This is a genomic window from Brevundimonas sp. Bb-A (assembly GCF_009394735.1).
Taxonomy (GTDB): Bacteria; Pseudomonadota; Alphaproteobacteria; order Caulobacterales; family Caulobacteraceae; genus Brevundimonas; species Brevundimonas aurantiaca.
In genome coordinates this window covers 997,399-1,021,017 of the sequence record NZ_CP045456.1, presented here as the reverse complement: position 1 = coordinate 1,021,017, position 23,619 = coordinate 997,399, and the positions used below count along the sequence as shown (strand labels likewise).

Below are 23,619 nucleotides of genomic sequence, written 5' to 3'. Positions count from 1 at the left end.
TGTGTTACGGTATGAGCCCTATGGACCTCTCCCTATCTGACCTGCCGTCTGCCTCGCAGGTCGGACCTGCGGCCTTCCGCTGGGAGCGAACCCGCCGCAACGGGAAGACGAAATCATGACGGACTACGACGTCCGCGCCCAGATCGCCCTGAACGACTGCGACCGGGAGCCGATCCACATCCCCCAGGCGATCCAGGGCCACGGCCTGCTGCTGGTGCTGAACCTGGACGCCCTGACCCTGGAACAGGGGGCCGGGGCGATCGAGGATCTGACCGGCCAGACCCGCTGGATCGGCCTGCCGATCGCCGATCTTCTGGGCGAGGTGGTGGGGCGTCGTCTGCGCGACATGGCGGCCATCCGCGAGGCGGGCTTCGCCGGCCGTTGGCGGGCGACCAACCGGCTGGAATACGACGTCGTCGTCTATTATGCGCCCGCCGCAAAGGCGGCCGGCACGGAGGCCGCCCCCGCCCTTCGAATGGTGGTCGAGGTCGAGCAGAGCTCGCAACAGGCCCGGCTGGGCGTCGAACTGATCACCCGGCTCGATACGGCCGGCGCGGCTCTCGAACGCAGCGCCACGGTCCAAGGCGTCTGCGAACGCGCCGCCGACGCCTTCCGAAGTCTGACCGGCTTCGAGCGGGTCATGATCTATCGCTTCCTGGATGACGAGGCGGGCCAGGTGGTGGCGGAATCGCGCGCGGGCGATGCGACCTCCTTCCTGAACCACCACTTCCCGGCGACCGACATTCCCCGCCAGGCGCGGGCCCTTTATCTGCGCAATCCGGTGCGGGTCATTCCCGACACCCGCTACACGCCCCAGCCGCTGCGGCCGCCGTATCCGGACGAGCCTCCGCTGGACATGAGCGACAGCGGCCTGCGCTCCGTGTCGCCGATCCATATCCAGTATCTGCACAATATGGGGGTGCGGGCCTCGGCCTCGGTCTCCATCATCGTCGATGATGTTCTGTGGGGCCTGGTCGCCTGCCACAGCAGCACGCCCCTGCTGCTGTCCTATGAACTGCGCGTGGCCTGCACCACCCTGGCCCGCACCCTGGCCCGCCAGCTGAAGACCAAGGCGGACGCCGAACTGTATCGCGAACGGGTCCGGCTGCGTCGGCTGGAGGATGAGCTGATCATCGGTCTGTCGCGCGACCGCGACCTGGCCTCGGGCCTGGGGGATCAGGCGGGCGCGCTGAAGGACCTGGTCGGCGCCGACGGCGTGGCGATCGTCCAGGGCGACCGGATCGAGGGGTTCGGCCATGTCCCGCCGCCGGAGGCCCAGCGTCAGATCGCGGACTGGCTGGAGGCGCAGCCGGGGCTTCGTCCGGTCGCCACCAACGCCCTGTCCACCCTCCTGCCCGAGGCCGAGGCCTGGCGGACCCACGCCAGCGGCCTTCTGGCCGTGCGCCTGCCGGGGCCGCAGCCGCTCAGCCTGCTATGGTTCCGCGCCGAGATTCTGGAGACGGTGCGCTGGGCCGGCGATCCCTCGACCGCCGTCAAATCGACGGACGGGGGCGGCGCCCTGACGCCCCGCGCCTCCTTCGCCGAATGGCGCGAGACCGTGTCGGGCCGCGCCCGCCGCTGGGGCGCCGCCGCCGTCGAATCCGCCGCCCGCCTGCGCGACGCCCTGTCGGACTTCACCTCCGTCACCCAGCTTCGCAGCCTGAACCAGTCGCTTCAGGCCCGCCTGTCCGAGCGCGACCTGCGGCTGGAGCAGCAGGAGTTCCTGATGCGCGAGGTCAATCACCGGGTCCAGAACAGCCTGACCCTGGTGTCCAGCTTCCTGGGACTTCAGGCCCGCGACCTGGGCGACGGCCCGGCCAAGGTCGCCTTGCAGGAGGCGCGGCGCAGAGTGCGGGCCGTCTCGACCGTCCACACCCGCCTCTATCGCGGGGATCATGACGCGGCCATCGACCTGTCGCGCTATATCGGCGAACTGGTCGAGGATCTGGGCTCAAGCATGGGGCCGGAATGGGTCTCGGCGATCGAGACCGATCTGGCGCCGGTCTGCGTCGGGGCCGACCGGGCGGTGACCATCGGCCTGATCCTGACCGAACTGATCATCAATGCTCAGAAATACGCCTATGACGGGGCGCCGGGTCCGCTGCGCATCGGCCTGACCGAGGCGGACGACAGCCTGCGTCTGGTGGTGTCCGACGACGGCAAGGGCGGCCACAAGGCCGGCAAGGGCTTCGGTTCGATGATGATCGGCAGTCTGGTGGCCCAGCTTGGCGGTCAGATCGACTATCGCGATCAGAAGCCGGGACTGGAGGTCGCCCTGCGCACGCGCATCGAGGCGCCGGCCTGAAGCCAGGCCCTGCGGCGGACGCCGCGTCAAACAAGCTTCGCGGCGAAGGCCGCAGTCAACAGGAAAAACGGGCGCGGAGATCATCTCCGCGCCCGTTTCCATTCTTCGACTTAAAGCAGCTTCAGGTCGATGGCCGAGGTCTTGCCGCGCTGATTTTCCAGCTCGTATTCGACCTTGGCGTTTTCATCGAGGCCCTGAAGGCCGGCCTTCTGAACGGCGGTGACGTGAACGAACACGTCAGAGCCGCCGCTGTCGGGCTGGATGAAACCATAGCCCTTGGTGGGGTTGAACCACTTGACCGTACCGGTCGCCATGTCTGCGTCTCCGTAAACGCGCTTTTCCAGGCGGATCTCCCTCGGGAGGACCCGACAATCCATCTGGACAGCTCGTTCAGGCGAAGGAGCGAGACGCGGGTGTGGACCCCACGCAAAATCCGGACTGCGCCTCTGTTGTCACCCGGCTTTTCCAGACGGTCAACAGCAAAGCGGCGGGCCTTTTCGCCTATCGCGCTTAACGGCAGACGCCCCGGTCGGCGGCGTCGAGGTGCAGATGGTTCTCGTGGGCGGCGTTATAGTCGGGCGTCAGGACCGTGGCGAACAGGCCGCAGGCGCCGTCACGCAGGGCGTGCAGGAAGCGAGACCCCGCCGGTCCCGCCCGCCCCTCGCCGCGCCAGTCGTCCAGCACGGTCACGGTGCGCCCGTCCGCCAGGGTCACGCCCGCGACGTCCAGGGCGTTGGCGCGGGCGTGTTCGCTGGGCCGTTCGCTGACGTCCTGAGAGCCGTAGATGCGGCGGCAGGAATAGGTCCCATAGTTTTCGACCCGGGCCGGGGCCGAGCCCAGGATGTCGCGGGCGGCGGGCTGCAGCACCTGACGGTCCCAGATGACGTAGCGCACGGCCAGGGGGCACTGCATCACCACATCGGCCGGGGCCAGGGGCGTCACCGCGCCCCCGGTGATCCGAACGGCGCCGCGCACGACGCAGAAGCCGCCGTCGTCGCGATCGGCGGCCCGTTCGACCTCGACCCCCGCCTCACGCAGCACCTGCATACAGGCCTCGGTCGCGCCCTGCACCTCTTCAGGCGCGGCGGTGGGGGAAAGGTCGAAGTCCGCCACCTTGGCCGCCGTCGCCCGCCCGACCGGCTGGTTCAAGTCCAGCGGTTTCCAGGGCAGATCCTGCGGCGGCGCATAGGCGTTCAGCAGGGCGAAGGCGGCGCAGGCCAACAGCCCGACCTCCCACATCAGATTCCAGAAATCGGCGAAGTCGCGCTTCATGAGGCCCCAGCATGGACCGCCAACGGCCCCGCTGGCAAACGCGAGCGGGGCGCGCGCGTTCAACGCCGAGGGAGTCTCAGGCGGCGGCCGGCGTCAGGTTCAGCGGTTTCACAAGCGGCAGGATAATGCGCCGCACCTTGGTCTCTTTGACGCGCGTCAGGGGCTTGTGCGTCACATGGCCGCTGGCGGGCCAGAACACGATCCGGCATCCCGCCGGGCCGCTCTGTTCACCCACGCCGACGGGCACGCCCAGTTCTTCCAGAAAGCCGCAGGCGAAGGCGAGATTGTCCTGACCGATGGAGTTGACGAAATTGCCGGGGCTGGCGCCGCCGAACACCTGGGCCTCCAGCCGGTTCAGCTTCGCCCCGGCCTGCAACAGCCCCTCGATCAAAAGCGGCATCAGATGGTCGCCGTAGCGGGCCGGATCGCCGCTGGCGCCGCGGTTGCGGCGGGCCAGCACGAAATGGTTCATCCCGCCCACGCCGGCGACCGGATCATGGATGCAGGCGGCCACGCACGAGCCCAGGACCGTGGTCAGGGCCAGATCCGACTCGTCCGACACCCCGTATTCGCCCTGTCCCAGGGAGAACCGACGCCCCTTCCCGAGGGGGTCCCTGTTCACCACTGAGAAATTGCCGATCAACATCTGCGAACCCGTTTGACTGATCCGCCGACCATGAGCGCTCTGGGTGTATAAACAGTATAGGATAGGTCGGTATTGCTCCTTATTTTCAAGTTAAATTGCTGGAATTGCATAGACAATTGGCCGCCTACCATGTAGCCGACGGTTGTCTTCCTAAGTATACAGCCGTAATCGGCGACACCCTCATTAAGGCTCCGCTTGTCCCGACGCGCCGGACCCTTCACCATGCCCCGATGGGAAAAAAGACCGACGCCTATGACGCCGAGCTGGAACGGCTCCAGCTCGCTATTGTGAAGACCCAGGCCTGGACGATCGAACATGGGCTGCGCGTGGTGATCGTGCTGGAAGGGCGCGACACGGCGGGCAAGGACGGCGCCATCAAACGGCTGACTGAACATATGTCGCCGCGCCAGACCCGCGTGGTCGCCCTGCCCAAGCCCAGCGATCGCGAAACCACCCAGTGGTATTTCCAGCGCTATGTCCCGCATCTGCCGGCGGCGGGCGAGACGATCATCTTCAACCGCTCCTGGTACAATCGCGCCGGGGTGGAGCCGGTCATGGGCTATTGCACCCCGGAACAATACGCCCAGTTCCTGAAGGACGCCCCCCGGTTCGAGCGAATGCTGACCGAGGACGGGATCATTCTGATCAAGATCTGGCTCGACATTTCGCGCAAGGAGCAGGCCCAGCGGCTGAAGGAGCGCCGGGTCGATCCGCTGAAACAGTTCAAACTGTCGTCCCTGGACGCCGAGGCCGAGGCCCGGTTCGACGCCTATTCCGCCGCCCGCGACCGGATGCTGGACGAGACCGACCGCGCCTACGCCCCCTGGACCGTCATCGCCACCGACGACAAGAAGACCGCCCGGCTGAACCTGATCCGGCACATATTGAAGGTGCTGGACCATTGCGGCGAGGAGATCGCCGCACCGGACGACGAAGTGGTCTTGACCGTCGCCGAAGCCAAGGGCCGGCTGGCGCGCTAAAAGAGGTCAGGCTTCGCCGGCGATCTGGCGCAGGGCCTGTTCGAACACCTCGGCGGGCTGGCCGCCGCTGATCATATATTTGTTCTCGACCACCACGGCCGGGACCGAGTTGATCCCCCGCGACCGCCACAGATCCTCCTCGGCGCGCACCGCCTGGGCGTAGCGGCCCGACGCCAGGACCTCGCCCGCCTCGGCCCGGTCGAGCCCTGCCGCCTCGGCGGCGGCCGTCAGAACCCCGGCGTCGGTCAGGTTGCGGTTTTCGGTGAAATGGGCGGTAAACAGGGCCTGTTTCAGCGCCTTCTGCTTTTCAGGCGCGGTCTCGTGGGCCCAGTGCAACAGCCGGTGGGCGTCGAAGGTGTTCCAGATGCGGCTCTCATCGGTCATCCGCATGTCGAAGCCGACCTCCCCTGCCCGCTCGCGGATCATGGCGCGGTTGGCGGCCGACTGTTCCGGGCTCGCCCCGTATTTGCGGCCGATGTGTTCGACGATGTTCTCGCCCTCCGGCGCCATCTGCGGGTTCAGCTCGAACGGATGGAAGGTGATGTCGGCCTGGACGCCTTCATCCTTCAGCCGGTCCAGCGCCGCCTCCAGGCCGCCCAGCCCCACCACGCACCAGGGGCAGACCACGTCGGAGACGAAGTCGATCTTCAGGGTCTTGGAAGCGGTTTGGGACATGGCGCGCCTTCTGAAACAGCCTTGGTTTCGGATCATATGGGAGGGCCGCTGCCCTGGCGCCAGTGAGCAGGAGGTGAGCAGGGCGGGTCTGCCGCCGCAGACCCCGCGCACCGCTTGTTCACCCGCACCCGCGCGCTTCACTCACCCCAGTTTCAGATCGCGCGGCGGACGGATCCGTCGCCAGCGGGCCTCGACGAAGGCGAAGGCGCCGAAGGCCATCAGACCCACAGCCGTCAGCCCCAGGATCCATGAGCCGCCGGGCTGGCTTTCCAGCGTCTCCAGGGCGGCCGCCGTATTGGTGACCTCGCCCGATCGGGTGTGCAGACCGGCCAGAACGACGAAGATCCCCAGCGGCAGATAGGCGAAGCCCCGCGCCCCATAGCCGATCCGCGCCAGGATCGAGGCCGGACGGCGCAGGCCGTCGGGACAGGCCAGGGCGGCGTCGAAGTCGTCGCGGAAGGCCCGCACGATGTTGCCGATCCCGACCCCCAGCACCACCAGCCCCGCCGACATAAGCAGCAGGTCGCCGAACGGCAGGTCCAGGACCATGGCCGCCTTCTCCTGGTTTTCGGCGATGCTTTCGGCCTGGTCCGCCGCCTGGCTGGTCGCGCCGCCCGCCTCGTCCAGATATTCGAACACCCCCGCCGCCAGCAGGCCGTAGAACAGGCCGCTGGCCGCCTGGCCCGCCCGCGTCGCCCAGCCCTTCAGATCGCGCCCCGCATGGTCCGCATCGAAGACGGCCTGCAGGACGCGCCAGCCGACGAAGGCCCACAATCCCAGCCCCAGGGCCACCAGCCAGACCCGACCGAAGGGCTGTTCCGCCAGCCAGCCCGCCGCCCCGCCCGTGCCGACCGCATCGCCGATCCGGTCCAGGGCCGCCAGCAGGGTCAGGGCGCCGGCCGACAGATAGACGAAGCCCCGCGCCCCATAGCCGATCCGCGCCGCCTGCTCGACCAGGACATGAAGCGGCGGCGTCCGGCGCGCGACCGGAATCCGATCACGCACGGTTCGTCCCAGGGCGGCGGCGGCGTGACGAAGGCGGGCGACGGCCATGCGGGTTCCTGAAGAGGCGGAGCCGTTCAACGTGCCCGGCCGCCTATGGCTCCCGCCCCGCCCGCCGCCTCAGGCTCCGTGGGCGGCGGGAAGCTCCAGCACCGCCTTCAGCCCGCCCATGTCGCTGTCGCCGAGCGTCAGCCGCCCGCCATAGGCGCGGGTCAGGTCTTCTACGATCGACAGACCCAGGCCCGATCCGGGCGCGCTTTCGTCCAGCCGGGCGCCGCGCTTCATCACCGCCTCGCGCTGATCGGCCGGCAGGCCCGGTCCGTCGTCCTCGACCACGACGATCATCTGGCCCAGGCCGTTGCCCCCGGCCGAGACCCGCACCCGCCGCCGCGAGAACTTGGCCGCATTCTCGATCAGATTGCCCAGAATCTCCTGCAGATCCTGGCGTTCGCCCAGAAAGGCCAGGTCGTCGGGCGCGCGCCAGTCGATCTCGACCCCCTTGTCGCGGAACACCTGTTCGATCATCACCGCCAGCTCGTCCAGCACCTCGGGCACGGGCGTGGTCTCGCCCAGGCCGTGGGCGGCGCGGGCGGCGGCGCGGGCGCGGCGCAGATGGTGATCGACCTGGCCCTGCATGATCTGGGTCTGGCGACGCACCAGTTCCGGCAGGGCCCCTTGCGTCGTCCCGGCCTCGGCCAGCATGACGGAGATGGGCGTCTTCAGCGCGTGTGCCAGGTTGCCGACATGGGTGCGCTGACGGTCCACGACCTCCTGATTGTGGTCCAGCAGATTGTTGACCTGTTCGGCCAGGGGTTGGATCTCCAGCGGATAGGCGCGTTCGATCCGGGCCGCCTGGCCCTTGCGGACCGCCGCGATCTCATTCCTCAGATCATAGAGGGGCCGCAGGCCCACCTGGACCTGGATGAAGACCGCCGAGACCAGGCCGAAGCCCAGCAGCAACAGGGCGACCCAGGTGACGGTGGCGAACTGGCGCGCATCCGCCTCGACATTGGAGCGGTCGATCCCGACGAAGAAGACCACCGGCGCGGTCCGCCCCGGCAGGGACTTCATGCTGGCGGCGATCCGCAGCGGCTCGCCCGCCGGACCGACGGCGTTATAGGTGATGGTCTGGCCATAGGCGTCGTCCAGCCGCGCCGGCAGGTCCGGCGGCGCGACCAGGTCTTCGCCATACAGGGAGTCCGACCGGGTCAGGATGCGCAAGCCCCCCGCCAGGGTCGGCTCGGCCGTCATCCAGTATTTGCCGGAAAAGACCCGCAAGGTCGGGGCGTCCATGATCTGGGGCGTCATCACCGTTCCGCTGGCGGTGACGGTCCGCACCACCAGTTCGTCGGTCGTCTCGGCCAGGACGTTGCCCAGGCGGCGCAGGGCCGATTCCTTGAACTGATTGGTCAGGACCAGGCCCGTGGCGACCAGGGCCAGCAGGATCCAGCCCGAGGCCAGCCAGATCAGCCGCCGCGTCAGCGACCGCCCGGGCCGGCCGAACCATCGGCCCCAGCCGGCGCGCCTCGTCCCCCCGTCTCGGTTCATCGACTCAGGGTCACGCCGCCTCGGACTCGCCGGCCAGGGGCGCCAGCCGATAGCCCAGGCCCCGCACCGTCTCGATCCGGTCCGAGCCGATCTTCTTGCGCAGTCGGCCGATGAAGACCTCGATGGTGTTGGAATCCCGGTCGAAGTCCTGGTCGTAGAGATGTTCGACCAGTTCGGTGCGGCTGATCACCCGGCCCTGATGCATCATCATATAGTGCAGCAGCCGGTACTCCAGCGAGGTCAGGCGCAGCGGCTCGCCGTTGACGTTGGCGCGGGCCGCGCGCGGGTCCAGCCGCAGGCCGCCGCACGACAGGGTGGCCGAGGCGATGCCGGCCGAGCGGCGCAGCAGGGCCCGCAGCCGCGCCAGCAGCTCTTCGGTATGGAAGGGTTTGGTCAGATAGTCGTCGGCCCCGGCGTCGAAGCCCGAGACCTTGTCCGACCAGGCGCCGCGCGCCGTCAGGATCAGGACCGGCGTGGCCTTGCCTTCGCGCCGCCAGCGCTCCAGCACCGACACCCCGTCGATCTTGGGCAGGCCCAGGTCCAGAACGATGACGTCATAGGGTTCGGTGTCGCCCAGGAACCAGGCCTCCTCGCCGTCGGCGGCGTGATCCACCGCATAGCCGGCGTCGGCCAGGGCGCCCTTCAGCTGCCGCGACAGATCGGCGTCGTCTTCGACCAGCAGGACACGCATCTTCAGTCTTCTCCCATCACGCGGCCCGAACGGGCGTCCACGCGAATATCCGCCACCCGGCCGCCGGGATATTCCCAGCGCACCACCACCGTGTCGCCGCGCGGGCTGACGCCCAGCATCCGGCCCTCGCGACCGGCGCCGACCCGGCGCACCACGGCCCCCAGGTCGGCGCGGGGCGCGTCCATGGCCCGGCTGTCGCGCGGGGGCGGACCCCGACGGTCCTGGGCGGCCTCGCGATCCTGATCCCGCGACGCCTCGCGCGACTGGGCCGAGACCTGGGTCGCGGGAACCAGGGTCGCAGGGACCAGGGCCAGGACGGCGGCGATGAGAAGGGCGCGGGTGCGGGTCATGGGGCGGTTCTAGGCGGACGGCTCTGAACAGCCGCTGAACAAGGGTGTCGGAAAGGGGCCAGACTGATGAAAATCCCCGTCAACCGCCCTTACACCAAAGACGGCCCGCGCCAAAGACAGCGGAGTGCGCCCCGTTCGCTCGTTTGACGGGGGCGAACAGATGAACGGCGCCTGAAACGCGCCGTTCAGATCGGGCTCAGGCGGGGCGTGGTCTCTTGGCTTCATCGGCGCTCCCCCTCGGAGCGTCCCCAACGCAAGGATTGATCCGATGCTGAACAAGAAAGCCCTCATCCCCGCCCTGGTCCTGGCCGCCGCGGCCTCGGCCGCCCTGCCCGCCGCCGCCCAGTCTTATGGCCAATCCTACGGCCCTCATGGTCGTCCGCATCACGCCCAGCCCGCCGGCTACGGCTACGGCCCCTCGGTCAACGTCCGCATCGACCAACTCGACCGCCGCATCGACCAGGGCCTCCGCACCGGCCAGCTGAGCCGTCGCGAAGCCGGCCGTCTGCGCGCCGAACTCAACAGCGTCCAGCGTCTGGAAGCCGGCTACCGCCGGGGCGGCCTCAGCGGTTGGGAGCGCGCCGATCTGGACCGCCGCCTGGATCGCCTGGCGGCCCAGGTCCGCTATGAGCGCCGCGACTGGGACAATCGTCGCGGCTGATCGCCCTCTCCCGGCCTGAAAACCAAGACGCCCGGTCCCTGCGGACCGGGCGTCTTTCCTTGTGCGCCTACAGTTTGATGAAGGGCTGCATCAGCTTGCCCAGCCAGCCGTCCAGCTGGATCTGGCCGTCCAGGGCCACCACGCACAGGCAGGGGTCGGGCGAGACCACGCGCGGCTGGTGCAGCACCTCGCCGTCCGCCTCTTCGAAATCGCCCGGCTCGAACACCGCCGTCTCGGTGGCGTAGGCGCCGTGGATGACGCAGGTCAGCTCGATCCCGCCGTGGGTGTGTTTGGGCGTCTCCCGCCCCGGCCCGATCTCCAGCAGGATGACGCGGAAATCGCCGTCGCGCGGCGCATGGACGTCGCGCGCGCGCATGCCCGGTCCCAGCCAGCGCCACGGCCCCAGGGCGTAGCGGCGCAACGGCTCGGGCAGGCCGGCCATGTCGTTCAGCGGGGTGGAGGCCAGAACCTCTCCGGCGTCTGTTTCGGCCCGCGCCATCACCCGCGCCAGGGCGTCCTCGGCCAGGGCCTGAGGCTCCAGCTCGTCCAGCAGACGGCCGCCTACGGCCTGAAGCGTCCTGACCCAGGCGTCGTTCTGGGGCCGCATCGCCAGATGGGCGGCGACCACCACCGCCTCGGGCGGGCTCAGGGTCCCGGCCGCATAGGCCAACAGCCGCTCTTCGGAGGGATTGTGCACGCCGGTCACGCCACCCCTCCCTGTTCGTCGTCCAGCAGGGTTCTCAGCTTGATCATGGCCTTGCGAATACGCGACTTCACCGTGCCCAGGGGCAGTTCCAGCCGCCGGGCGATTTCGGAATGGGGGTTGTCCTGAAAGAAGGCCAGGCGCAGCACCTCGATCTGATCGGGCGAAAGCCGCGCCATGGCGGCCTTCAGCCGGGCGGCGTTTTCGGCGGCCAGAACGACCGTGTCGGGCTGCTCCGGCTCGTCCTGAACCAGGTCGATCTCGGGCAGGGGCAGACGCCGCGCGTCCTGGCGCAGCACGTCCAGCCGCCGGTTGCGGGCGATGGTGAAGATCCAGGTCGCGGCATGGGCCTTGGTGCGGTCGAACAGCTCGGCCTTGCGCCAGACGGTCAGCATGGCGTCCTGGGCGAAGTCCTCGGCCGCGCCGGCCGTGGCCCCCGCCTTCATCAGATAGGCCTTCAGCCGCGGGGCGAAATGGTCGAACAGGCGCGCGAAGGCGTCCCGATCGCGTCGCATCGCCACCGCCTCGATCAGGCGGTCGAAATCGTCGCCCGCCGGGATCACGGGCGTCCGAATCGGCCGAAGGATGGAAATCTGCTCATGCATCGACCCTAATACGGTTCAGGTCGAAGTCTGGATCATTTCGTGATCCGCCGCAGAGCGGGCGGCGTATCGTCGCAAACATCCGCCCTTCTGGAAACCCAATGCTCCCTTCAGCCGCCGTACAGACTGGTCCCCGCCTGCGGATCGCCGTCGTGGGCTCCGGCGTCTCGGCCCTGTCCTGCGCCTGGCTGCTGTCGGGCCGTCACGACGTGACCCTTTATGAGCGCGAGGATCGGCTGGGCGGCCATTCGAACACGGTCGACGTCCGTTCGGCGGAGGGCGAGACGGCGGTGGACACCGGCTTCATCGTCTTCAACGACGCCACCTATCCGAACCTGATCGCCCTGTTCGCCCATCTGGGGCTGAAGACCCAGGCCACCGACATGTCCTTCGCCGTCTCCCTGGATCAGGGCCGGTTCGAATATGCGGCGCCCGGCCTGTTCGCCCAGCGCCGCAACATGCTGCGCCCGCGCTTCTGGTCCATGCTGAGCGAGATTCTGCGCTTCTATCGCTCGGCGCCGGAAGGGCTGGCGGCCCTGGCCGACAGCGACGTGACCCTGGGCGACTATCTGAAGCGCGAGGGTTTCAGCGAGGCCTTCCGCGACGATCACCTTCTGCCCATGGCCGCCGCCATCTGGTCATCTCCGGCCCATACGCTGCTGGACTATCCGGCCGAGTCCTTCCTGAGGTTCTGCGGCAATCACGGCCTGCTGAAACTGGTCGGCCGGCCGCTTTGGCGCACCGTGGTCGGGGGCAGCCGGGTCTATGTCCAGGAACTGGCGCGCCAGATTGCGGCCAACCAGATCGCGGCCGGCCCGGCCGCCGCCGGCCGCGGCGGCGAGGGGTCGCGTCTGGGCCGGGCCGTGACCCAGGTCCGACGGATCGAGGGCGGGGTTCTTGTTCAGGACGCGACCGGCGCGACCGAACGGTTCGACCATGTCGTCATCGGCGCCCACGCCGACCAGGCCCTGGCCATGCTGGCCCAGCCCACGGCCCGCGAACGCGAGCTGCTGGGCGCCTTCCGCTACAGCCGCAACCTGACCATATTGCACACCGACCCCGGCCTGATGCCTCGCCGCCGCCGGGCCTGGGCGTCGTGGAACTATATCGGGGCCGACGACGGCCTTTGCGTCACCTATTGGATGAACCGGCTTCAGGGCCTGCCGGGCCAGGACCTGTTCGTCACCCTGAACCCGCCGCGCCCGCCGGCAGCCGGGACGCTGCTGCGCAGCGAACTGTACGAACATCCGATCTTCGACCCCGCCGCCGTCCGGGCGCAAAAAGACCTGTGGAGCCTGCAAGGTCACGGCGGCGTCTGGTTCTGCGGGGCCCATTTCGGCGCCGGCTTCCATGAGGACGGGCTTCAGTCGGGTCTCGCCGTCGCCGAACAGCTGGGCGGGGTGCGCCGCCCCTGGACGGTCGAGAACGAGAGCGGCCGCATCCACCTCAGCCCCGGCGCCGCCCCCCTGGCGCGCGTCGCGTGACGGGGGCCTCGGCCCTCTATGTCGGCGGGGTCTTTCACACCCGTCTGAGGCCACGGCGGCACCGGCTGAAATACCGCGTCTTCTGGCTGATGCTGGACCTGGACGAGATCGACGCCCTGGACCGGCGGCTCAAGACCTTTTCGCGCGGCCGGTTCAACCTGATGGGCTTTTACGACCGCGACCACGGCGACGGCTCGGGCGCCCCGTTGCGCGGCCAGATCGTCGCCCGCCTGGCCGAGGCGGGGATCGACGTCGGTTCCGGCGCGATCCGCCTCCTGACCATGCCGCGCGTTCTGGGTTTCGTCTTCAACCCCATCAGCCTCTACTACTGCCATCGGGCCGACGGGGGGCTGGCGGCCATGGTCTATGAAGTCACCAGCACCTTCGGCGAGCGCCGGTCCTATGTCCTGCCGGTCCCTGCGGCCGAGGTCGACGACGACCGGTTCCGCCAGCAGACCGACAAACGCCTCTATGTCTCGCCCTTCATGGGGATGGAGATGGACTATGTCTTCCGGGGCCGCCCGCCCGGCGAGACCCTGAGCCTGGCGATCGACGGCCGCGACGCCCAGGGCCTGTTGATCGCCACCGCCATGACCGGCCGCCGTCGCCCCCTGACCGACCGCGCCCTGGTCGCCGCCGCCCTGTCCATGCCGCTGCTGACGCTGAAGGTCGTCGCCGCCATCCATTGGGAGGCGCTGAAACTGTGGCTGAAACGCACCCCCCTGACCCGCAAGCCGGCGCCCGAGCCGGGGGTTCTGGTGCTTTAGAGCCTGATCCGTTGAGGAGGAACCGCTTCGCGGTTCCGCTGAAACGGTGAATCAGGCTCCAGATTTAAAGCGAGAGCATGATTCACGCTTCTGTCGGAACCGCGAAGCGGTTCCGTCCGAAACGATCATGCTCTAGCGCGGTCGGTCGATGATCAGACGCGCTTTGACGCCACCGTTCCCGGCTCATAGGGGGCGGGCTGGGCGTTGGGCTTGACGTCGCCGACGGCGGTCCTGGCCTTGTCCGACAGATCCAGTTTCGAACTGGGCGTCTCGCCGAACAGTTGAAGCACCAGGGCGGTCCAGGACGGCGCCGAGGTGTCGGCCATCATCCACAGCTTCTCCGCCTCGGCGAACTTGGGGTCCGCCTTGACCGCCGGGTCCGTCTTGGCCTTCGCCATGAAGTCCCGGACCTTGGAAACGGCGGCCACATTTTTCTTCCAGCTGTCAATATCGCTGTACTTTCTCGCCCCTCCGCCGTCCGCCGCATTGATGTTAAGATCAAATATCAGTCTCTGGTCTTCTTCTGAGTAGGTGCTGATGACGGAAACCATCGCCTCACCAAGACGACCATCCTGGTTGAGGGCCGTCACCTCCTCACCGTACCTATTGTCCAACTCGCTTACCCGCTTTCCAAACGGACTCTCGTATATTGTGTTCAGCGTCGACAAGAGCGATTGATTATTGTTGGCGGCATCTGAAAACGCTCCCGTGATGATCATATTTCGCATCGCGGCATAGGCGTTTTTCTTGCCCTCCACGTTCGTCTTGCCGTCGCCGTCGGCGATGATCGCCGCCAAACCGCGCAGCTTCTCCAGGTTCTCCGCCAGCTTCGGCGTCATCGGAGGCGCCGCCGTTGAGGAGGCGCCGGCGGCGGGGGTCGAGGCGGTATTGAGGGCGTCTGTCATTAGGGCGGTCCTTGATGTCGGAGGAAGGGATCAGACGCGCTTTGACGCCACTGCGCCGGGCTCATAGGGGGCGGGCTGGGCGTTGGGCTTGACGTCGCCGACGACGGTCCTGGCCTTGTCCGACAGGTCCAGTTTCGAACTGGGCGTCTCGCCGAACAGTTGCAGCACCAGGGCGGTCCAGGACGGCGCCGAGGTGTCGGCCATCATCCACAGCTTCTCCACCTCGGCGTACTTGGGATCGGCCTTGACCGCCGGGTCCGTCTTGGCCTTCGCCATGAAGTCCTGAACCTTGGACAGGGCCTCCATATTCTTCTTCCAGCTGTCGAGGTCGGCGTACTGCCGAGAGCCGTCTCCGTATGTGGGACTTAAAATGAAATCGAATATGATCTGCTGGTCTTCTGATGAGTATGAATTAACGAATTTCACCTCGTCCGCAGGACTGAGGTCTAAGTTCATCATTTCCGTTCTTATAGAATCTATTTTCTTTCTGAACTCGCTGTTGCTGATCTGAAGATATATCGGCGTCGTCTCCGTACCTGACCCCTTGAACTTTCCGTCGAGAAACATCCGGCGCTCCTCCAGAGCCGCCGCATGCTTGGCCTGTGTGGTGACGTTCCCGCTCTCATCCGTAATGATCGCGGCGAGGGTCCGCAGCCGCTCCATGTTCTGCGCGAGATTTGGCGCGGCGTCGGATTTGGGCGCGGCGGCCGAGGCCGCAGCCGAAGGCGGTTTGGGATTGAGGGCGTCGGTCATGGCGGGCTTCCCTGAAGGAGAAAGAGATCGCAGATTGCGATCTCTTCCCTTTTAAGACGTAAACCGATCAGAGACCGGAGACCTTGGCGTCGGCGTAGTATCGGCCGGTCGACGCGTTGGTCGATGTGGGCTCGAAGGTGCAGACCGCCGTGGTGTTCTCGCCATAGGGGGTGGCGGTGAAGCGGAACGACCAGACGCCCTTGGACGACAGGGTCATCGTGGTGGTGAAGGTGTTGCATCGAGGGCCCGCTTTCCCTGGCCCTGGGCCGAGGCGGCCCCGCGACGGCCGGCCGGCGATCAGGGCGGCGCCTGAAACAAGCAAACGACGCATGTGACGACATCCGCATTGCAGACGGATCAGCTCCGTCGGCCAAGTACAGCCACAACCTGAGGGATTCTAAAAGCTCAGATGTCGATGCAAAAACCCTTAGCAGGCACAACCTACGGGCGCTTCAACTTAAAAAAATTCTGAGTTGCGGTGCTAAATCCTTTTCCGCCCTGGGGGCGCCGCCCGCACAGGGCGTGCCGGGCGCCTCACGACCGGCGGACGGCGCGTCGTGCAGAGGCGTCCGGGGCCAGGGGCGCGATCGGAGGATGGGCGGGAAAATGGAGCGGGCGATGGGAATCGAACCCACGACATTCAGCTTGGGAAGCTGACGTTCTACCTCTGAACTACGCCCGCGCGCCTGTTTCCATAGACGGGGCGGTGGCGGGGCTCAAGGGCTTGGGGCAGTATGGGCGCGCAGGGGAGCGCCAGAGCATGAACCAGGGTGACGGACAGGGGCCGCAGGGCCTGGCCTTCGGCTGTCTGGCGGCGGCCCTGACGGCCGCAGCGGCGGCGGCGGCGCTGTGGGTGGTCTTCGTCTGGGACGTCAACCAGGCCTGAGCGCCGCCGCCTGTCGCCCTATTCGACCGTTTCGACCGCCACGCCGCGCGATTGCAGGATGGACTGGACGCTGTCGTCGCCGGTCAGGTGGGCGGCGCCCACGGCGATGAAGGCGGTGCCGGAGCCTTGCAGCAGGGTCTGGATCTGATTGGCCCAGTCGGTGTTCCGGTCGACCAGCAGCACCTTGTACAGTTCCGGCGCATCGGTCTTCATTTCTTCGACCACGATGCGGTCCAGAGCCTGGACGTCGCCCTTGGCCCAGGCCTCGACCATGGAGTCGAGCATCTCCACCGCCTCGTCGAAGTCCTTCAGGGTTTCGCGCAGGAACTCCAGTTGGACGTCGTCCGGCAGTGTGGCCAGCATGCCGACCTGTTTCTCCAGGGTCTCGAAGCCGTGCAGGCGCTTGCCGGCGGCCTGGGCGCGGGCCTTCAGGGCCAGTTCGACGCCCGACTGAGGATCATAGCCCGCCTTGACCAGAGGCGCGACCGAGAGGGACAGGGCGGCCAGCCAGGGTTTCAGCGGATCCAGCTGAGCGGCCGAAGCGCCGATGGTCTTGGCGGCGACGTCCAACTGGGCCACTTCTTCCGGCGTCAGACGGCTGGACAGGGGCGTCTGGGGCGACAGGCCGTACTGCTGGATCAGGGGCATCATGGCCGCCTGGTCTTCCGGATTGGTGATCTCGAACCAGATGTCCGAGGCGCTGTCGAAGGCGGCGTTGACGCGCGGGCTGGCCCAGCCGGTGGTCGGGCGCAGCACATGGACCGAGCCGAACAGATACAGGGTCGAGTCCGCGTCCTTGATCACCCACAGGGCCGGACCTTCGCCCTGGATAGGCGCAGCGGCCGCAGCGGCCGCAGGCGCCGGGGCGGCCTGGGCCAGAACCTGGGTCGGGGCGCCGGCGATGGCGAAGACCAGGGCCAGTCCGGCGGCGACGCCGACGGCGCCCTGGGCCAGGTTGGAGACGGAGGATTTGAGACGTTTGGCGAGGGTCATGGGTGTTTCCTTCGGTTGAGAGTTTTCAGTGGAGGCCGCGCCGCATCGAGGCGACGGTGGAGGCCAGGAGGTAGATCGTCATCAGCACGCCCATCATGCCCCAGGCGGAGACCCCTCCGGTCAGGCCCAGGCGCTCGGCCGCCGCATAGAGGAACAAGGCCATCTGCGAGGCCCAGAAGGCCAGGGCGCTGGTCTCCACCATCACCCGCCGCAGCATCTCGTCGGCCCGGCGCCACAGCATCAGATTGGCGACGGACTGGACGACAGAGAGAACCACCAGGCCGACGAAGACAAGGTCGGGCGAAGCCAGATGGACGCCCCAGATCGGCGCGATCATCAGAACCCCGGCGATCAGCATGACGACTGCCTGAAGCCAGCCACAGCCGGGCGGGACTGTGGTCGAGCGCACGGCGGCCATGCCGGCCATGATCGCCCCGGTCGCCAGCAGCATGGCGGCGATGACCAGGGCCAGGGCGTCGTCCCAGCGCAGGTCTTCGACCTCCATTCGGCCCCCGACCAGATAGCCGACGCCCGCCCCGGCCAGGCCGAGGAACAACAGGCCGCCGATACGCACCGGCCAGGACATTTTCGGATCTTCAACGCTCGACATGGTCAGTCCTCCGAGAAGATGGATTCGATGGGTTGTTCGAAGATGCGGGCGATCTTGAAGGCCAGCGGCAAGGACGGGTCATAGCGACCGGTCTCCAGCGCATTGACCGTCTGACGCGACACGCCCAGCAGTTCGGCCAGATGGGCCTGGGACCAGTCGCGCTCGGCCCGCAGCACCTTGAGGCGGTTGTTCATGGTTCAGCTCCTCAACGGCGCGCCAGCCACCACCAGCCCCAGACGACGCCGTAGCCGATCAGCATCAGGGCCATCAGACCCACGGCGCCGCTTGCCGCATAGGCGGCGGGATCGGTGCGCCCGTCGAACCAGGCGGGCACGGTCAGCCGCGCCGCCGGCGGTGTGGAGGCCAGAATGATGAACACCCCGCCCACCGCCAGACCGCCCGAGCCGCCGTAGAACCAGGAGGCCTTGTGCGCTTCGCGCGCCGCCTCGTCGATGCGGGTCATCCAGGCGACGCCCAGCCAGAGGGACAGGGCCATCATCAGCACAGCCATGACGGCGGAGATGATCAGGAGGGCGGCGTCCTCGGCGATCAGCCCCTTGTCCGAGGCCAGAACCGCAATGACGCCGCCGACGACGACCAGCACCACAATGGCGAGAACGCCGGCGAGCGAGAGGGCGATGATTTTCCAGAGGCCCTTGGCCATGACAATGCTCCTTGTCGTTATGACAAGGATGCTTGTCTCACCGTGCGTCGATTATGTCAAGCGACCTTGTCAAAGAGACAAGGTCAGTTGTCTGACGGCCCCGTCAGCTCCGGCCGAGTGATCAGGCGCGGCTGGGTTTCGACCTGGGCCAGGGCGGGGATTTCCTTGCCCTCGTGGTCGACCTGCAGATCCTCGAACCGGCGGGCGGAGACCATGACCTGGCTCTCCAGCGAACCGACGAACTGGTTGTATTTACCCACCGCCTGATCCAGCGCCCGACCGACCGCCGAGGCGTGGCCGCCCATGACCGACAGCCGCTTGTAGAGTTCACGCCCCAGGGCCGCGACCTTGTCGGCGTTGGCCGCCTGTTCCTCGGCCCGCCAGCCGTAGGCGACGGCCTTGCACAGGGCGAACAGGGTGGAGGGGGTGGCGATCACGACCCGCGATTCCATCGCGTCCGACAGCAGGTTCGGCGCATGGTCGAGCGCGGTGGACAGGAAGCTGTCGCCCGGCACGAACAGGACGACGAAATCGGGGCTGGGCTTGAACTGGTCCTGATAGGCCTTGGACGACAGCTGGCGCACATGGGTTTTCAGGCTGGCGGCGATGCGCAGGCCGACCGACCGGGCGCGCGTCTCCTCGTCCCCCTCCTCCTCGTCGAAGGCCAGGGGCACCTTGGCGTCGATCACGAACAGGCCGCCGCCGGGCAACCGCACCAGGAAGTCGGGCCGGTTCTGGCGCCCCTCGTCGTCGGCGCTGGAGGTTTGTTCGGTGAAGTCGAACCGCCCGGCCATGCCCGCGGCCTCCAGCACATTGCGGCAGGTCTGCTCGCCCCAGCGGCCGCGCCGCCCGGTGTTGCCGCGCAGGGCCTCGGTCAGTTTACGCGCTTCGTCCCGCGTCGCCGACGAGGCGGCCATCAGCTGGGTCAGCTGTTCCTTCAGGCCGCCGGTCTCCTCGGCCCGGGCCTTTTCCAGCGCCGCCACATGTTCCTGAAACTTCGTCAGGGTCTCGGCCACCGGCTTCAGCTGGGCCGCCATCCGCTCGCGCGCCAGCTGGTCCTGGGCGCGGAAGGTCTCGGTCGCGCGCGTCACCATCTGGTCCGCGACCGCCTGGGCCGACTGAGCCGCCTGGGCCTTCAGCAGCTCGCCCATGGTGACCCGGCTCTCCTCGACCAGGTCGATCCGCACCTGGGCGGCCGCCAGATCCCCCCGCGCCCTCTGCCAGCCCATAAAGGCCCACAGAAAACCGCCCCCGAAAGCAAGAGCGACAACGGCGAGGATCAGGACGAGCATGTTCATGCTCCGTTCCTAGCTGGAGTCGGCGGCTCGGGGAAGACGCGAGCCTAGGCCGGCCGCCTGGCCCGCAGGGCCTGGACGATAGTGCCGTCGTCCAGCCAGTCCAGTTCGCCGCCCACCGGCACGCCGCGCGCCAGGGAGGTGACCTGGACGTCCGGGCCGGCGATCCGCTCGGCGACATAGTGGGCCGTGGTCTGGCCGTCGACCGTGGCGGGCAGGGCCAGGACGACCTCGCGCACGGCGCCGCCCTTCACACGGCCGACCAGTTCGGCGATGCGCAGATGTTCGGGGCCGACGCCGTCCAGAGCGGACAACAGCCCCCCCAGCACATGATATTTGCCGCGGAAGGCGCCGGACCGCTCCATGGCCCACAGGGCGCCGGCCTCCTCGACCACGCAGATCAGGCCGTTGTCGCGGGCCCCGTCCGAACAGACGGCGCAGGGGTCGCGCGTATCGGGCGCGCCGCAGACCGAGCAGGAGACCACCTTGTCGGCCGTCTCGGCCAGAGACGCCGCCAGCGGCACGAGCAGCTGCTCGCGCCGCTTCAGCAGGGCCAGGGCCGCGCGCCGGGCCGAGCGCGGTCCCAGGCCCGGAAGCTTGGCGAGAAGGGAGATGAGCCGCTCGATCTCCGGCCCGGCGGAGGCGGCCATCAGAACAGTTTCGGCATTCCGGGAATATTCATCCCGGCCATGGGGCCGGCGGCCTCACGCATCAGGGCGGCGTTCACCTCGTCCAGCTTGCGCTTGGCGTCGGCATGGGCGGCCACGATCAGATCGGCCAGGATCTCGCCCTCGCCGGGGGTCAAGAGGCTGTCGTCGATCTTGATCGCCGTGATCTCGCCCGCGCCCTTCAGGGCCACGCTCACCAGCCCGCCGCCGGAGGAGCCCTCGGCGGTGGTTTCGGCCATCTTGGCCTGGGCGTCCTGCAGCTTTTGCTGCATCGCCTGGGCCTGCTGCATCAGTTGGGTCAGGTCTTTCATCCTGCCTAGATAGGACGAAGCCGCGTCTTGCGACAGGGGGCGGCGGGCGCGCCGGTCCAGATTCAGAAACGATGGATTGCCGTATTTGCACTTGCGACAGTTGCTGAAGGGTCTAAATAAGCACCAGAATTTGTTGCTTTTGCAGATCAGGACGCACTCCCATGGCCTATGACGCTCTCTCCCCCCGCGACCTCCCTCTGTCGGACGCCGCCCTGGCGCAACTCTTCACCGAGGCGCGCACCCGCAACGCCTGGAGCGACCGGCCGGTCGCGCCCGAGCTGCTGAAGAAACTTTACGACCTGACCAAGTTCGGCCCTACGGCCGTCAACGCCGGCCCGGCCCGCTTCGTCTTCGTCACCTCGCCCGAGGCCAAGGCCCGGCTGATCCCGCTGATGAGCGAGGGCAATCGCGCCAAGACCCAGCAGGCGCCGGTCAATCTGATCCTGGCTCAGGACCTCGACTTCCACGACCATCTGCCGACCCTGTTCCCCCATGCGCCGGGCGCGCGCGACTGGTTCGCCGACGAGGCCGGACGGCGCGAGACCGCCTTCCGCAACGCCTCGCTCCAGGGCGGCTATCTGACCATCGCCGCCCGCGCCCTGGGTCTGGACGTCGGCCCCATGTCGGGCTTCGACGCCGCGGGGGTGAAGGCCGAATTCTTCCCCGACAGCCATGTCGAACCCAACTACATTCTGAACCTGGGTTACGGCACGGACGAGAACCTGTTCCCCCGCTCGCCGCGCCTGAGCTTCGACCAGGCGGCGCAGATTCTCTGAACCCTGTCCGACGTCAAAAAAAGGGGCGGCCTTCGCAGGCCGCCCCTTCTTCTTTTGTCTGCGCCTGACCCTCAGTGGACCGTCGGCACACTCGTCACGGCGGGCTTTTCGACCGGGATCTCGATCTCGGTCCCGTCCGACACTGGCGTCACCGGCACCGAGACCGAAGGCCCGGCGTTGGGGAAGTTGTTCTCGTCGCGGTTCGGCGCGACCCCCTTCTCCAGCAGGTCCTTGATCTCCTCGCCCGACAGGGTCTCGTACTCCAGCAGGGCCTGGGACAGTTTCTCGTGATGCTCGGCCTTTTCGGTCAGTATCTTGCGCGCCTCGTCCCAGCCCGAGGCGACCAGACGGCGGACCTCCTCGTCGATGGTGCGGGCCGTCTCCTCGGACACGTTTTGGCTGCGCGCGACCGAATGGCCCAGGAAGACCTCCTCCTGGTTCTCGCCATAGGCCACGGTGCCGAGCTTTTCGGAAAAGCCCCAGCGCGTGACCATCGCCCTTGCAAGCTTGGTCGCCTGTTCGATGTCGGACGAGGCGCCGGAGGTGATGTTCTCCTTGCCGAAGATCAGCTCTTCCGCCACCCGACCGCCGGCCATGATGGCGATCCGGTCGATCATCTGCTGGTACTTCATCGAATAACGGTCGCCTTCCGGCAGCTGCATGACCATGCCCAGGGCCCGGCCGCGCGGCACGATGGTGGCCTTGTGCACGGGGTCGGCCATCTTGACGTTCATGGCGACGATGGCGTGACCGGCCTCGTGATAGGCGGTCAGGCGCTTTTCTTCCTCGTTCATCGCCATGGAGCGACGTTCCGAGCCCATCAGCACCTTGTCCTTGGCGTCTTCGAAATCGCGGTGCGTGACCATGCGACGGTCCTTGCGCGCCGCCATCAGGGCCGCCTCATTGACCAGGTTCGCCAGATCGGCGCCCGAGAAGCCGGGCGTGCCGCGCGCGATGGTCTTGACGTTGACGTCGGCGGCCAAAGGCACGTCCTTCATATGGACGCGCAGAATACGCTCGCGCCCCGAGACGTCAGGGTTGGGGACCACCACCTGGCGGTCGAAACGGCCGGGACGCAGCAGGGCCGGGTCCAACACGTCGGGACGGTTGGTGGCGGCGATCAGGATGATGTTCTCGGAGGCTTCAAAGCCGTCCATCTCGACCAGCAGCTGGTTCAGCGTCTGTTCGCGCTCGTCATTGCCGCCGCCCAGGCCGGCGCCGCGATGGCGACCGACGGCGTCGATCTCATCGATGAAGATGATGCAGGGGGCGTTCTTCTTGGCCTGTTCGAACATGTCGCGGACCCGCGACGCGCCGACGCCGACGAACATCTCGACGAAGTCGGAGCCCGAGATGGAGAAGAAGGGCACGCCCGCCTCGCCCGCGACCGCGCGGGCCAACAGCGTCTTGCCGGTGCCGGGAGGGCCGACCAGCAGGGCGCCCTTGGGGATCTTGCCGCCCAGGCGCTGGAACTTGCCCGGATCCTTCAGGAATTCGACCACCTCGGTCAGTTCTTCCTTGGCCTCGTCCACGCCGGCGACGTCGTCGAAGGTCTTGCGGCCCTTGTGCTCGGTCAGCAGCTTGGCCTTGGACTTGCCGAAGCCCATGGCGCCGCGCGCCCCGCCCTGCATCTGGCGCATGAAGAAGATCCAAACCCCGACCAGCAGGGCGATGGGCAGAATCCCCATCAGCAGGCTCATCCAGATCGACTGGCGCGTGGTCTTGGCGTCGACGTTGACGCCGTTGGCCAGCATGGAGTTGACCAGCTGCTCGTTCGGATAGGGGGTGGTGGCGGAGAAGCGGCCGTCGTTCTTATAGACGCCGGTCACCTGGTCGCCGCGCACGGTGGCTTCCTTGATGTCGCCGGCCTCGACCCGCTGCACCAGCTGGGAATAGGTGATGGTCTCGGGCCGGCCGGCGCCGGGGCCGCCCTGGGCCGCCATGCCGGTCATGGCGCCGCCCTGCGACACCGCCGCATAGACCGCCAGCAGGGCCAGGATGATGACGCCCGTGATCGCCAGATTACGCAGGTTCATTGAGGTCCTCGGTCGTCCGCCGGCGCCCTCTGGCCC

The 23,619-nt window shown here is 67.7% G+C and carries 28 protein-coding genes and 1 tRNA gene; 7 read left to right on the top strand and 22 right to left on the bottom strand.

The window, feature by feature from the left end; translation table 11 throughout:
* Positions 1-115: 115 nt before the first annotated feature.
* Positions 116-2,305 (top strand): histidine kinase dimerization/phosphoacceptor domain -containing protein, encoded by a 2,190-nt coding sequence (locus BSP_RS05075; RefSeq protein ID WP_152949516.1) that lies wholly within the window; start codon positions 116-118, stop codon positions 2,303-2,305.
* Positions 2,306-2,415: 110 nt separating this feature from the next.
* Here the strand turns inward: BSP_RS05075 and BSP_RS05070 are convergent, their stop codons facing one another.
* From BSP_RS05070 to BSP_RS05060, 3 genes are all read right to left on the bottom strand, one after another.
* On the bottom strand, positions 2,416-2,619 hold the full coding sequence (locus BSP_RS05070) for a cold-shock protein (protein ID WP_008264090.1): 204 nt from the start codon (positions 2,617-2,619) through the stop codon (positions 2,416-2,418).
* A 196-nt stretch (positions 2,620-2,815) separates the two neighbouring features.
* Positions 2,816-3,577, bottom strand: coding sequence for an extensin family protein (locus BSP_RS05065; RefSeq protein WP_054764743.1), 762 nt, complete (start codon positions 3,575-3,577; stop codon positions 2,816-2,818).
* 76 nt (positions 3,578-3,653) lie between these two features.
* On the bottom strand, positions 3,654-4,223 hold the full coding sequence (locus BSP_RS05060; RefSeq protein WP_152949515.1) for a chemotaxis protein CheD: 570 nt from the start codon (positions 4,221-4,223) through the stop codon (positions 3,654-3,656).
* Between the two features lie 230 nt (positions 4,224-4,453).
* On the opposite strand from BSP_RS05060, the gene ppk2 reads away from it, so the two are divergent.
* On the top strand, positions 4,454-5,203 hold the full coding sequence (ppk2, locus tag BSP_RS05055) for a polyphosphate kinase 2 (protein WP_152949514.1): 750 nt from the start codon (positions 4,454-4,456) through the stop codon (positions 5,201-5,203).
* A 6-nt stretch (positions 5,204-5,209) separates the two neighbouring features.
* On the opposite strand, the gene BSP_RS05050 is transcribed toward ppk2, so the two are convergent.
* The 5 genes from BSP_RS05050 to BSP_RS05030 form a co-directional block, all read right to left on the bottom strand.
* Entirely contained in the window at positions 5,210-5,878 is a 669-nt protein-coding gene (locus BSP_RS05050) for a DsbA family oxidoreductase (protein ID WP_054764741.1), read from the bottom strand.
* 141 nt (positions 5,879-6,019) lie between these two features.
* Complete coding sequence (locus BSP_RS05045) at positions 6,020-6,931, bottom strand: DUF1206 domain-containing protein (protein ID WP_082382603.1); 912 nt, start codon at positions 6,929-6,931, stop codon at positions 6,020-6,022.
* 69 nt (positions 6,932-7,000) lie between these two features.
* The gene (locus BSP_RS05040; RefSeq protein ID WP_152949513.1) at positions 7,001-8,428 is read right to left on the bottom strand and encodes a sensor histidine kinase; all 1,428 of its coding nucleotides are present in this window, start codon (positions 8,426-8,428) and stop codon (positions 7,001-7,003) included.
* A 10-nt stretch (positions 8,429-8,438) separates the two neighbouring features.
* The gene (locus BSP_RS05035) at positions 8,439-9,119 is read right to left on the bottom strand and encodes a response regulator transcription factor (protein WP_054764739.1); all 681 of its coding nucleotides are present in this window, start codon (positions 9,117-9,119) and stop codon (positions 8,439-8,441) included.
* 2 nt (positions 9,120-9,121) lie between these two features.
* Positions 9,122-9,469, bottom strand: a complete 348-nt coding sequence (locus BSP_RS05030; RefSeq protein WP_054764738.1) for a hypothetical protein — start codon at positions 9,467-9,469, stop codon at positions 9,122-9,124.
* A 268-nt stretch (positions 9,470-9,737) separates the two neighbouring features.
* Here BSP_RS05030 and BSP_RS05025 point away from each other — a divergent pair, with 268 nt between their 5' ends.
* Positions 9,738-10,130 (top strand): hypothetical protein, encoded by a 393-nt coding sequence (locus BSP_RS05025; protein ID WP_054764737.1) that lies wholly within the window; start codon positions 9,738-9,740, stop codon positions 10,128-10,130.
* 67 nt (positions 10,131-10,197) lie between these two features.
* Here the strand turns inward: BSP_RS05025 and BSP_RS05020 are convergent, their stop codons facing one another.
* Both BSP_RS05020 and BSP_RS05015 read right to left on the bottom strand, forming a co-directional pair.
* Positions 10,198-10,836: a ChrR family anti-sigma-E factor gene (locus BSP_RS05020; RefSeq protein WP_152949512.1), complete on the bottom strand. Its 639-nt coding sequence runs from the start codon at positions 10,834-10,836 to the stop codon at positions 10,198-10,200.
* Positions 10,833-11,438: a sigma-70 family RNA polymerase sigma factor gene (locus BSP_RS05015; RefSeq protein WP_054764735.1), complete on the bottom strand. Its 606-nt coding sequence runs from the start codon at positions 11,436-11,438 to the stop codon at positions 10,833-10,835. Before BSP_RS05015 ends, BSP_RS05020 begins: the two co-directional genes overlap by 4 nt.
* 98 nt (positions 11,439-11,536) lie before the next feature.
* Here BSP_RS05015 and BSP_RS05010 point away from each other — a divergent pair, with 98 nt between their 5' ends.
* Positions 11,537-12,919: an NAD(P)/FAD-dependent oxidoreductase gene (locus tag BSP_RS05010; protein ID WP_152949511.1), complete on the top strand. Its 1,383-nt coding sequence runs from the start codon at positions 11,537-11,539 to the stop codon at positions 12,917-12,919.
* A complete protein-coding gene (locus BSP_RS05005; RefSeq protein ID WP_152949510.1) occupies positions 12,916-13,686 on the top strand; it encodes a DUF1365 domain-containing protein in 771 nt (256 codons plus the stop codon). Before BSP_RS05010 ends, BSP_RS05005 begins: the two co-directional genes overlap by 4 nt.
* Before the next feature lie 152 nt (positions 13,687-13,838).
* Here the strand turns inward: BSP_RS05005 and BSP_RS05000 are convergent, their stop codons facing one another.
* The 4 genes from BSP_RS05000 to BSP_RS04985 form a co-directional block, all read right to left on the bottom strand.
* Complete coding sequence (locus BSP_RS05000) at positions 13,839-14,525, bottom strand: hypothetical protein (protein WP_152949509.1); 687 nt, start codon at positions 14,523-14,525, stop codon at positions 13,839-13,841.
* 96 nt (positions 14,526-14,621) lie between these two features.
* Positions 14,622-15,344 carry a hypothetical protein gene (locus tag BSP_RS04995; RefSeq protein ID WP_054764731.1) on the bottom strand — a complete coding sequence of 241 codons (723 nt, stop codon included), beginning with the start codon at positions 15,342-15,344 and terminating at the stop codon, positions 14,622-14,624.
* A 67-nt stretch (positions 15,345-15,411) separates the two neighbouring features.
* Entirely contained in the window at positions 15,412-15,675 is a 264-nt protein-coding gene (locus tag BSP_RS04990) for a hypothetical protein (protein ID WP_152949508.1), read from the bottom strand.
* Positions 15,676-15,951: 276 nt separating this feature from the next.
* Positions 15,952-16,026: transfer RNA gene (locus BSP_RS04985), tRNA-Gly, on the bottom strand.
* A 78-nt stretch (positions 16,027-16,104) separates the two neighbouring features.
* Here BSP_RS04985 and BSP_RS16465 point away from each other — a divergent pair.
* Positions 16,105-16,230: a hypothetical protein gene (locus BSP_RS16465; protein ID WP_255478930.1), complete on the top strand. Its 126-nt coding sequence runs from the start codon at positions 16,105-16,107 to the stop codon at positions 16,228-16,230.
* 18 nt (positions 16,231-16,248) lie between these two features.
* On the opposite strand, the gene BSP_RS04980 is transcribed toward BSP_RS16465, so the two are convergent.
* The 7 genes from BSP_RS04980 to BSP_RS04950 all read right to left on the bottom strand — a co-directional run bounded on the left by BSP_RS04980 (position 16,249) and on the right by BSP_RS04950 (position 20,771).
* Positions 16,249-17,223 (bottom strand): TraB/GumN family protein, encoded by a 975-nt coding sequence (locus BSP_RS04980; protein ID WP_152949507.1) that lies wholly within the window; start codon positions 17,221-17,223, stop codon positions 16,249-16,251.
* A gap of 25 nt (positions 17,224-17,248) precedes the next feature.
* Positions 17,249-17,809 (bottom strand): hypothetical protein, encoded by a 561-nt coding sequence (locus BSP_RS04975; protein ID WP_227976044.1) that lies wholly within the window; start codon positions 17,807-17,809, stop codon positions 17,249-17,251.
* A 26-nt stretch (positions 17,810-17,835) separates the two neighbouring features.
* Entirely contained in the window at positions 17,836-18,027 is a 192-nt protein-coding gene (locus BSP_RS04970; RefSeq protein ID WP_152949505.1) for a helix-turn-helix transcriptional regulator, read from the bottom strand.
* An 11-nt stretch (positions 18,028-18,038) separates the two neighbouring features.
* Positions 18,039-18,497, bottom strand: coding sequence for a hypothetical protein (locus BSP_RS04965; RefSeq protein ID WP_152949504.1), 459 nt, complete (start codon positions 18,495-18,497; stop codon positions 18,039-18,041).
* 83 nt (positions 18,498-18,580) lie between these two features.
* The gene (locus BSP_RS04960) at positions 18,581-19,795 is read right to left on the bottom strand and encodes a DNA recombination protein RmuC (protein ID WP_152949503.1); all 1,215 of its coding nucleotides are present in this window, start codon (positions 19,793-19,795) and stop codon (positions 18,581-18,583) included.
* A 44-nt stretch (positions 19,796-19,839) separates the two neighbouring features.
* Complete coding sequence (gene recR / locus BSP_RS04955; protein ID WP_054764725.1) at positions 19,840-20,442, bottom strand: recombination mediator RecR; 603 nt, start codon at positions 20,440-20,442, stop codon at positions 19,840-19,842.
* The gene (locus BSP_RS04950) at positions 20,442-20,771 is read right to left on the bottom strand and encodes a YbaB/EbfC family nucleoid-associated protein (protein WP_054764724.1); all 330 of its coding nucleotides are present in this window, start codon (positions 20,769-20,771) and stop codon (positions 20,442-20,444) included. The genes recR and BSP_RS04950 overlap by 1 nt, the downstream gene beginning before the upstream one ends.
* Positions 20,772-20,932: 161 nt before the next feature.
* Between BSP_RS04950 and BSP_RS04945 the strand changes: the two genes are divergently transcribed.
* Positions 20,933-21,547, top strand: a complete 615-nt coding sequence (locus BSP_RS04945; protein ID WP_054764723.1) for a malonic semialdehyde reductase — start codon at positions 20,933-20,935, stop codon at positions 21,545-21,547.
* Between the two features lie 71 nt (positions 21,548-21,618).
* Here BSP_RS04945 and ftsH read toward each other — a convergent pair whose 3' ends face one another.
* Positions 21,619-23,583 carry an ATP-dependent zinc metalloprotease FtsH gene (gene ftsH / locus BSP_RS04940; protein WP_054764722.1) on the bottom strand — a complete coding sequence of 655 codons (1,965 nt, stop codon included), beginning with the start codon at positions 23,581-23,583 and terminating at the stop codon, positions 21,619-21,621.
* Between the last annotated feature and the right edge of the window lie 36 nt (positions 23,584-23,619).

Bases quoted from the DNA above. Each gene is read 5' to 3' on its own strand.
- BSP_RS05075 (WP_152949516.1), top strand. From the start codon at position 116: ATGACGGACTACGACGTCCGCGCCCAGATCGCCCTGAACGACTGCGAC.
- BSP_RS05070 (WP_008264090.1), bottom strand. From the start codon at position 2,619: ATGGCGACCGGTACGGTCAAGTGGTTCAACCCCACCAAGGGCTATGGT.
- BSP_RS05065 (WP_054764743.1), bottom strand. From the start codon at position 3,577: ATGAAGCGCGACTTCGCCGATTTCTGGAATCTGATGTGGGAGGTCGGG.
- BSP_RS05060 (WP_152949515.1), bottom strand. From the start codon at position 4,223: ATGTTGATCGGCAATTTCTCAGTGGTGAACAGGGACCCCCTCGGGAAG.
- ppk2 (WP_152949514.1), top strand. From the start codon at position 4,454: ATGGGAAAAAAGACCGACGCCTATGACGCCGAGCTGGAACGGCTCCAG.
- BSP_RS05050 (WP_054764741.1), bottom strand. From the start codon at position 5,878: ATGTCCCAAACCGCTTCCAAGACCCTGAAGATCGACTTCGTCTCCGAC.
- BSP_RS05045 (WP_082382603.1), bottom strand. From the start codon at position 6,931: ATGGCCGTCGCCCGCCTTCGTCACGCCGCCGCCGCCCTGGGACGAACC.
- BSP_RS05040 (WP_152949513.1), bottom strand. From the start codon at position 8,428: ATGAACCGAGACGGGGGGACGAGGCGCGCCGGCTGGGGCCGATGGTTC.
- BSP_RS05035 (WP_054764739.1), bottom strand. From the start codon at position 9,119: ATGCGTGTCCTGCTGGTCGAAGACGACGCCGATCTGTCGCGGCAGCTG.
- BSP_RS05030 (WP_054764738.1), bottom strand. From the start codon at position 9,469: ATGACCCGCACCCGCGCCCTTCTCATCGCCGCCGTCCTGGCCCTGGTC.
- BSP_RS05025 (WP_054764737.1), top strand. From the start codon at position 9,738: ATGCTGAACAAGAAAGCCCTCATCCCCGCCCTGGTCCTGGCCGCCGCG.
- BSP_RS05015 (WP_054764735.1), bottom strand. From the start codon at position 11,438: ATGCATGAGCAGATTTCCATCCTTCGGCCGATTCGGACGCCCGTGATC.
- BSP_RS05010 (WP_152949511.1), top strand. From the start codon at position 11,537: ATGCTCCCTTCAGCCGCCGTACAGACTGGTCCCCGCCTGCGGATCGCC.
- BSP_RS05000 (WP_152949509.1), bottom strand. From the start codon at position 14,525: ATGACGCCGAAGCTGGCGGAGAACCTGGAGAAGCTGCGCGGTTTGGCG.
- BSP_RS04995 (WP_054764731.1), bottom strand. From the start codon at position 15,344: ATGACCGACGCCCTCAATCCCAAACCGCCTTCGGCTGCGGCCTCGGCC.
- BSP_RS04990 (WP_152949508.1), bottom strand. From the start codon at position 15,675: ATGCGTCGTTTGCTTGTTTCAGGCGCCGCCCTGATCGCCGGCCGGCCG.
- BSP_RS16465 (WP_255478930.1), top strand. From the start codon at position 16,105: ATGAACCAGGGTGACGGACAGGGGCCGCAGGGCCTGGCCTTCGGCTGT.
- BSP_RS04980 (WP_152949507.1), bottom strand. From the start codon at position 17,223: ATGACCCTCGCCAAACGTCTCAAATCCTCCGTCTCCAACCTGGCCCAG.
- BSP_RS04975 (WP_227976044.1), bottom strand. From the start codon at position 17,809: ATGTCCTGGCCGGTGCGTATCGGCGGCCTGTTGTTCCTCGGCCTGGCC.
- BSP_RS04970 (WP_152949505.1), bottom strand. From the start codon at position 18,027: ATGAACAACCGCCTCAAGGTGCTGCGGGCCGAGCGCGACTGGTCCCAG.
- BSP_RS04965 (WP_152949504.1), bottom strand. From the start codon at position 18,497: ATGGCCAAGGGCCTCTGGAAAATCATCGCCCTCTCGCTCGCCGGCGTT.
- BSP_RS04960 (WP_152949503.1), bottom strand. From the start codon at position 19,795: ATGAACATGCTCGTCCTGATCCTCGCCGTTGTCGCTCTTGCTTTCGGG.
- recR (WP_054764725.1), bottom strand. From the start codon at position 20,442: ATGGCCGCCTCCGCCGGGCCGGAGATCGAGCGGCTCATCTCCCTTCTC.
- BSP_RS04950 (WP_054764724.1), bottom strand. From the start codon at position 20,771: ATGAAAGACCTGACCCAACTGATGCAGCAGGCCCAGGCGATGCAGCAA.
- BSP_RS04945 (WP_054764723.1), top strand. From the start codon at position 20,933: ATGGCCTATGACGCTCTCTCCCCCCGCGACCTCCCTCTGTCGGACGCC.
- ftsH (WP_054764722.1), bottom strand. From the start codon at position 23,583: ATGAACCTGCGTAATCTGGCGATCACGGGCGTCATCATCCTGGCCCTG.